Consider the following 6,608-nt stretch of genomic DNA (forward strand, 5'->3'; position numbering starts at 1 on the left):
GTCCTCCGGTCAAGCGAAGCTCGGATGCACCGAGACGTGGATGGCGGTCTTGTCGTCGGTCTCGCCGGCGAGCGTCTCGATCGCGACGCCCACCTCATCGAGCCCGAACGTGTGCGTGTGGAGCTTCTCGAGAGGGAAGCGACCCGACTCCAGCAGGGCGATGGCCTTCTTGTTAGCCGTCGAGTCGACCCCGAACGCGCCCTTGATGGTGAGGGCCCGATTGATGATGAGGTCGGTCGTGATGGGGATCTCGCGGTGCCCCTTGAGTCCTGCGAGCACGACGCGGCCGCCGTGGCGCGTCGCGAGCATGGCGTCGGTGATGGGCTTCGCTGCCATCGGCGTCACCTCGAGGGCGACGTCGACGCCGCGCCCGTCGGTGAGGTCGTGCACGGCTGCGACGACGTCGACGGGATCGTCGCCGTCGACGATGAACGTGTGGTCGGCACCGAGCTCTCGCGCCGCGGCGAGCTTGTGCGCGTCGCTCGCCAGACCCGTCACGAACACCTGGGAGGCGCCGGCGGCCTTGGCCGCGATGACGGCGGCGAGGCCCCGCTGCCCTGCGCCCAGCACCAGGAGCGAATCGCCCAGGCCGACCTCGCCCAGATCGACCGCCCAGCGCACGCCCGCGCCGAGCGGGTTGTACATCGCGGCGATCTCGACCGGCAGCGTCTTGTCGATCTTGTGGAGCACCGTGTTGGGAGAGAGGTAGAGGTATTCGGCGAACCCTCCCCACAGGCTCGGCTCGACATCGATGCCGGTGACGCCGTGCCCGTACTTGCGGAATCGGCACGCCTGGTACCGGCCGCTGAGGCAGTCGTGGCACGCACGGCACGGCACGATGACCTCGAGCGCGACGCGATCGCCGACCTCCACGCCCCACCGCTCGGCCGCCCGCTCGCCGAGCTCCTCGATGATCCCCATGGGCTCGTGACCGGGAATGAACGGGTCGCGGTTCGTGCCGATGTGACCGCGGTAGATCTCGATGTCGCTGCCGCAGATGCCGTTGGCCTCCACGCGGAGCAGGCCGTCATCGGCGCCTACCCTCGGTCGCGCGAACTCGCGCATCTCGATCGCTCGCGGTCCGGTCTGGACCGCGGCACGCACCATCTGGGTCATCTGCGACTCGCCTTCGTTGGGTGTTCGGCCGTCATGCGGCCTTGATCTGGAGTCCGAGAGCCGCTCATGCGGCATCCGCCGGCGCGGCGGCCACGATCGGCACCGCAGTGCCCGACCAGTCGGCGAAGAAGCGCACGACCATCGAGATGCCGGCCGTCCGCGATCCCGCGACCGCGACGAGGATGCTCGATTCCGCGCCCTCGGGGATCGTGCGCTGGAACCGGTCGCCGGGCGTGCCGTCGCCCGGCCGACGCACGCCCTTCTCGGCGTAGTCCTTGCCGGCGCGGGCCAGCGCCTCGGTCGAACGACCCGAGTGCTCCGCCAGCCAGCGCTGCACATCCGACCGGCTGTATCCGGCACCGGCGAGCAGGTCGGCGTGCTCGGGGCACAGGACCACTCCTACGCCGGCGTGCTGGAAGATCCACGAGCCGGAACGCCCGATCGTGTCGGCGAAGTCCCCGAGCAGCTGTTCGGGGTCACTGGTGTGCCGGTTGTCGACGTACTCGCACGTGCGCAGCAGCGTGGCGGTCACGGCATCCCCGGTGACTCCGAGCTCGGCACCGAGCGGCGGCCACGGGCTGTCCTCTTCGTTCTCGCCGAAGCAGATCGACCATCGCCCGGGCAGTCCTTGGGTCGCCTGCTCGAGTTCATGAGGGACGACCCCGAACGCGTTGCGGACGATGAGGCCGATCGCCCGCGCCACCGTCGCGTTCGGGCGGAAACCGGGGCCGAAAACGCCGCCGGTGCTGTTGAACCCCAGGCGCCCGCGGACCGGGCCGTTCACGATGATCAGGGGCGCCGGACCGCTCGTGGACTGCCATCCGCCACCCTTCGCCGCCCGTTCGCGCATGAGCGCCTCCCACGCAGCGAGCACCACCGGGAAGTACTCGGGACGGCATCCCGCCATCGCCGCGTTGATCGCGGCGAGCTCCACGGTGACCGTCCGGTCGACCTGCGGCATGTGGCCGATGATCTCGTCCGCGGGTCGTCCCGCGGCCTCGAGGAACCGGTCGACGAGCGGACGCGTCGCCGGCACGAGAGGCAGCCCGTCGCTCCAGCCCTGCTCGTAGCAGTGCTCGATCGCCCGCTGCGCGGCCTCGGCGTCGAGCTCGGCCTCGACGGCGGGCGCGCTCATCGGCCGCCCTCGACGAGCGATCCGACGACCTCGGGCAGCAGCATCCGGGCTCTGTTCTTCACCTGTTCCGGATCGAGCACCGCCATCGGATGCTCGGTCGTGATCCATTCGTAGTCCGGCGCGCCCTGGACGCGGGCCATGGTACGGCCCGTGGTGAGGAAGGCGTCGGTCAGCACCACGGCGGCGGGGATGCCGGCGCGCTCGAAGTTGATCCCGTCGGCCACCGCGGCCGCGCTGCACGACCCGCAGTCCCCGACGCCGGTGATCACGACGTCGCACGCCTCTCGGTAGCGGGCGACGATGTCGTCGCCGACCGGCACCGAGAAGCTCGCCTTCGTCTCGACGATGGACACGTCGGCGGCGCCGTGCTCCGACACCAACAGCCTGCCGACCTCGGTGAGGAAGAGCATCGCGTTGTGCTTGGTGTTGTCGAGCAGGCCGATGCGCGTGCCGCGCAGGTCGGTTCGGCGAGGCGCCAGGCCGCCGAGCGACACCGCGTCGGCGGTCGCGGCGCGACCGGTCGGATCGAGGATCGCGTGGGACATCGAGAGCTCCTTCTCTGACAGCGACTTCATGACAGCGATGCGCGGGACGGGCGGATGCCTCGGGTCAGGCCAGCGCGGGGTCGTGCACGATCACGCCCCGGATGTTGCGGCCGGCGACGAGGTCGTCGTACGCCTCGTTCACCTGGTCGAGCGAGTAGGTGCGGCTGACGAGCTCGTCGAGCTTCAGGTCTCCGGAGTCGTACAGCCGCAGGAGGCGGGGGATGTCGTACAGCGGGTTGCAGTCGCCGAAGAGCGCGCCGCGGATCTGCCGCTGGTAGCCGATCAGCATGCCGGCGTGCACGTGCACCGCCTTCTCGGTCAGATGGCCGACGGCCGTGATAGTGACCTTGCCGCCCTTGCCGGTCATCATGACGGCGGCGTTCACCATCTCTTCGGTGACGGCGTTGGGCGTCATGATGGCATGGTCGGCGAGCTGTCCCCACGTCGTGGAGACGACGAAATCGTGCGCCTCCTGCGCCGTCGCGAACGTCTGCGTCGCGCCGAACGTGAGCGCGTTCTCGCGCTTGAACTCGACAGGATCGACGACGATGACGTCCTTGGCGCCGGCGAACCGGGCGCCCTGCACCGCGTTGCTGCCGACGCCGCCCGCGCCGAAGATCACGACGGTGTCGCCGGCTCTCACGCCGGCGGCGTAGACCGCCGATCCCCAGCCGGTGGGCACACCGCAGCCGACGAGCGACGCGACCGTGAAGGGGATGTGCCCCGGCAGCGGCACGACCGCCCATTCCGACACGACGGCGTACTCCGAGAAGGTGCCCAGCGAGCAGAACCCGCCGTAGTCCTCGCCGTCGCGGTGGAAGCGGTAGGTGCCGTCGAGGAACATGCCGGTCCCGGCGTTGAGGCCCTTGACGCACATATTCTGGTGTCCGGTCGAGCACGGGCGGCACGCGCCGCATGCGGGGATGTACGACAGCACGACGCGGTCGCCGGGCTTCACCCGGCGCACATTCGGGCCGACCGACTCGACGATGCCGGCGCCCTCGTGGCCGCCCACGATCGGGAAGCGCACCGGCGCGTCGCCCTCGGTGATGTGGTGATCCGAGTGGCACAGGCCCGAGGCGACGAGCTTCACGCGGACCTCGTGCTCCTTCGGATCGTCGAGCTGCAGCTCGGTGAGCTCCCACTCCTCGTGGGGGCCGTGGGCGACGGCCGCGCGTGTGGTGATGGTTGCCATGGCTGAACTGCCTGCCTCTCAGCGCGCCGGCGTCGCGGGACGCATCGACACGGTCTTGACCTGGGTCCACTCGAGCACCGAGTCGGCGCCCATGGTGCGGCCGAAGCCGCTCGACTTGTAGCCGCCGAACGGGCCGCCGATGACGGCCGCGCCGAGAGCGTTGTTGACCGCGACCTGCCCGGCCTGCAGAGCCCTGCTCATGCGGATGGCCGTGCCGACGTCGCTGGTCCACACCGACGCGACCAGTCCGTAGTCGGTGCCGTTGGCGACCTCGATCGCCTCGCGCTCGTCGTCGACGGCGATGACCGAGAGCACCGGTCCGAAGATCTCCTCCCGGGCGATCTTCATATCGGGCGACACGCCGTCGAACAGCGTCGGCTCGACGAAGAACCCGTCACCGTAGTCGCCGCCCCGTGGGACGCCACCGCCGGTCACCAGGTCGGCACCGGCGTCCTTCCCCGCCTCGATGTAGCCGAGCACGCGGTCGTGCTGCTTCTCGTTGATGAGCGGCCCCATGTTGACGGGCTGATGCCACGGGCCGACCGTGATCTTCTGCATCTGGGTCGCCAGGCGCTCGACGAGCTCGTCGTGGACGCTGCGCAGCACGACGACGCGCGAGCCGGCGGCACAGATCTGGCCGGTGTTGAGCGTGATGCCCGACACCATGGCCGGCACGGCCACGTCGAGGTCGGCATCCGGGAACACCACCTGGGGCGACTTCCCTCCCAGCTCGAGGTGCAGCGGCGTGAGGTTCTTCGCGCACGCGGCCATGATGAGCGAGCCGGTGAACGGCGAGCCGGTGAAGCCCATGCGCCGGATCCGCGGGTGTGCGGGCAGCGCCGCGCCGGCCTCGTGGCCGTAGCCGGTGACGACGTTGATCACGCCCGCGGGGATGCCGGCCTCGATCGACAGCTTCGCCAGCGCGAGCGGCGTGAGCGGCGCGTCTTCGGCGGGCTTCATCACGATCGTGTTGCCCGCCGCGATGGCCGCGCCCACCTCGGTCACGAACATCGGGCCTGGCGCGTTCCACGGGATGATGGCCCCGACCACGCCGTAGGGCTCGCGGAGGGTGAACCCGAGGGCATCCGGCGAATAGGTCGGGAGTGACACGCCCTGCACCTTGTCGGCCTGTCCGGCGATGAAGCGCAGCTGGCCCGCCATCGGCGGCGGCCCCCAGTGCGGGCGCCCGACCTCTTGCGACTCGAGCTGGTCGATCTCGGCCGAGTGCTCCTCGATGAGGGCGGCCCAGCGAAACAGCAGCGCGGCACGCGCCGTCGCGTTCAGGTCCCGCCACGCGGGGAATGCGCGCTCCGCGGCCTCGACCGCGGCGTCGATGTCGCTCGCGTCGCTGCGGGGGACCGACGCGAGGCGCTCGCGGTTGGCGGGATTGATGACATCGAGCGTGCGCCCGGTGCGCGAGGGCACCCATTCGCCGCCGATGAGCTGCGCGCCGTCGACCACGAGGGACTCGGCGAGGGTCGGGTTCGGAGTGGTGAGCGTCATGACTTCGTCCTCTGCGATCGGATCAGTTGTCGTGGTCGATGAGGACGACGCCGCGGATGTTCTTGCCGTCGAGCATGTCCTGATAGCCCTGGTTGACCTCGTCGAGCGAGTAGGTGCGCGTGATGAGCTCGTCGACCTTGAGCTTTCCGCTCTTGTAGAGGCTCACCAGCCGCGGGATGTCGACCAGCGGGTTGCACGCACCGTAGATCGCCCCCTGGATGCGGCGCTGGAAGCCGATGAGCATGCCGGGGTTCTCGTCGATCCAGCCGTTGCCGACGGCCGTAATGGTGACCTGGCCGGTCTTGCCGACGATGTTCACCGCGTCGTGGATCACCTTGTCGTGGAGCACGCCCACCGTGATGATCGCGTGGTCGGCGAGCTCGCCCCACGTGGACTGCACGACGAACTCCGCCGCCTCTTCGGCGGTCTCGAACGTGTGGGTCGCGCCGAAGACCTCGGCCATCTCGCGCTTGAAGGGCACCGGGTCGACCACGACCACGCGCTCCGCACCGGCGAGGGCCGCGCCCTGGACGGCGTTGCTGCCGACGCCGCCCGCGCCGAAGATCACGACGGTCTGGCCGGCGCGCACGCCGGCCGCGTGGACCGCCGAGCCCCATCCGGTGGGCACGCCGCACCCGATCACGGCGCCCACCTCGAACGGCAGGTCGTCGGCGACCGGCACGACCGAGTACTCCGACACCACGGTGTACTGCGAGAAGGTGCCCAGTACGCACAGCCCGCCGAAGTCGACGCCGTCCTGGTGGAAGCGGAATGTGCCGTCGGGGAACTGGCCCGTCGAGGCGTTCTTCCCCTCGTCGCACAGGTTCTGCCGGCCGGTGGAGCAGTAGCGGCATTTGCCGCACGCGGGGATGAACGAGAAGACGATGCGGTCGCCGACCTTGACACGCGTGACGCCGTCGCCGACCGCGTCGACGATGCCGCAGCCTTCGTGACCGCCGACGACCGGCATCCGCATCGGCGCATCGCCCTTCTGGATGTGGTCGTCCGAGTGGCAGAGCCCTGCGGCGTAGACCTTGACGCGCACCTCGTTCGCGCGCGGCTCGTCGAGTTCGAGTTCGGTGACCTCCCACGGCGTGGGGGGCGCCCAGCCGAA

Annotated in this window: 6 protein-coding genes; all 6 read right to left on the reverse strand. The window is 70.1% G+C overall.

The features are described from left to right. Window positions 1-9 precede the first annotated feature (9 nt). Window positions 10-1,116, reverse strand: a complete 1,107-nt coding sequence (locus ACLKM7_RS03525) for a zinc-dependent alcohol dehydrogenase (RefSeq protein ID WP_436445725.1) — start codon at window positions 1,114-1,116, stop codon at window positions 10-12. 64 nt (window positions 1,117-1,180) lie between these two features. Beyond that, window positions 1,181-2,251 (reverse strand): hypothetical protein, encoded by a 1,071-nt coding sequence (locus ACLKM7_RS03530; protein WP_436445726.1) that lies wholly within the window; start codon window positions 2,249-2,251, stop codon window positions 1,181-1,183. After that, complete coding sequence (locus ACLKM7_RS03535) at window positions 2,248-2,796, reverse strand: UGSC family (seleno)protein (RefSeq protein ID WP_436445727.1); 549 nt, start codon at window positions 2,794-2,796, stop codon at window positions 2,248-2,250. Before ACLKM7_RS03535 ends, ACLKM7_RS03530 begins: the two co-directional genes overlap by 4 nt. Window positions 2,797-2,860: 64 nt before the next feature. After that, complete coding sequence (locus ACLKM7_RS03540; protein ID WP_436445728.1) at window positions 2,861-3,991, reverse strand: NDMA-dependent alcohol dehydrogenase; 1,131 nt, start codon at window positions 3,989-3,991, stop codon at window positions 2,861-2,863. An 18-nt stretch (window positions 3,992-4,009) separates the two neighbouring features. Further along, the gene (locus ACLKM7_RS03545; RefSeq protein ID WP_436445730.1) at window positions 4,010-5,494 is read right to left on the reverse strand and encodes an aldehyde dehydrogenase family protein; all 1,485 of its coding nucleotides are present in this window, start codon (window positions 5,492-5,494) and stop codon (window positions 4,010-4,012) included. A 22-nt stretch (window positions 5,495-5,516) separates the two neighbouring features. Next, the coding region (locus tag ACLKM7_RS03550) for an NDMA-dependent alcohol dehydrogenase (RefSeq protein ID WP_436445731.1) at window positions 5,517-6,608 on the reverse strand (1,092 nt) is incomplete at its 5' end.

Origin of the sequence: Microbacterium sp. I2 (assembly GCF_051364985.1) — a bacterium.
Lineage (GTDB): Bacteria > Actinomycetota > Actinomycetes > Actinomycetales > Microbacteriaceae > Microbacterium.